This is a genomic window from Gottfriedia acidiceleris (assembly GCF_050457485.1).
GTDB classification, from domain to species: Bacteria; Bacillota; Bacilli; order Bacillales; family Bacillaceae_G; genus Gottfriedia; species Gottfriedia acidiceleris_D.
This window is the reverse complement of the sequence record NZ_JBCMJM010000048.1, coordinates 1-900: the sequence shown is the minus strand read 5'-3', so window position 1 is coordinate 900 and position 900 is coordinate 1. Positions and strand designations below refer to the sequence as shown.

At 32.3% G+C, this 900-nt stretch carries 2 protein-coding genes; both read right to left on the bottom strand.

All coding sequences use genetic code 11. The features are described 5' to 3' along the window. The coding region (locus ABEY15_RS24340; RefSeq protein ID WP_429892514.1) for a phosphate acyltransferase at positions 1 to 516 on the bottom strand (516 nt) is incomplete at its 3' end. Between the two features lie 209 nt (positions 517 to 725). After that, the coding region (locus ABEY15_RS24335; protein ID WP_429892515.1) for a helix-turn-helix domain-containing protein at positions 726 to 900 on the bottom strand (175 nt) is incomplete at its 5' end.

Below are 900 nucleotides of genomic sequence, written 5' to 3'. Positions count from 1 at the left end.
GGTTTCTATTCCTACTTTCCTTGCAATTTCAACACTGTTTTCAATAATTTTCACCTTTTGATCTAACGTAGGTGCTATGTTCATCGCAGCATCTGTTACGATTACTGCATTTTCTCTACCTGGTACGTCGAATATTGCAACATGCGATAAAACACTTTTATCTCTTAAACCATATTCTTTGTTCAATACTTCTTTTAGAAGAACTGAAGATGAAAGATTACCTTTCATTACAATTGAAGCTTCACCAGAGCGAACTGCTACAACTGCATTTTTAGCAGCTTCTTTGTTTGAATGAGAATGAACAATTTTTAGTCTTTCTGCAAATTGTTCGTTTTTTAATAATTCTTCATACATTTCATAGATTGCTTGCTCGTTTCCGAAAAGTAAAAAGTTTGCTAAATCATTATCTAACGCAATTGAAACTGCTTCTTTTACTTCGAAGTCCTCAGCAACAGCTACAGCAACAGTTTGCCTAGAATGATTTTTCGCGCGTAACATTATATCTGTTAAATTCATTGAAAGCCCTTCCTTTCATCCCCCTGCACTATATAAAGCAATTTGCGTGCCAACTTTTCAAAAAGGATAAAACTATTTTAAAAATAGTTGAAAAGCCTTACATTACCAACAATCTAGTACCAGGTACTAGTAACACCAATAAATCTATTCTACAACAATATTTTGAAAAATGACAGTAATTGTATGCAAAAATATTCATAGCACGCAAATTATTGCGTGCTATTTTTTGCAGTGTGGTATTTTTCCAATTTATAATACAAATTCCTTACTGATATTCCAAGCTCTTTTGCTGACCTTGTTTTATTGCCATTATTTTTCATTAAGATCTTTTCAATAATTTCACCTTCATAATGTATAACCATTTCATCAAGGGAGCTTATTTCT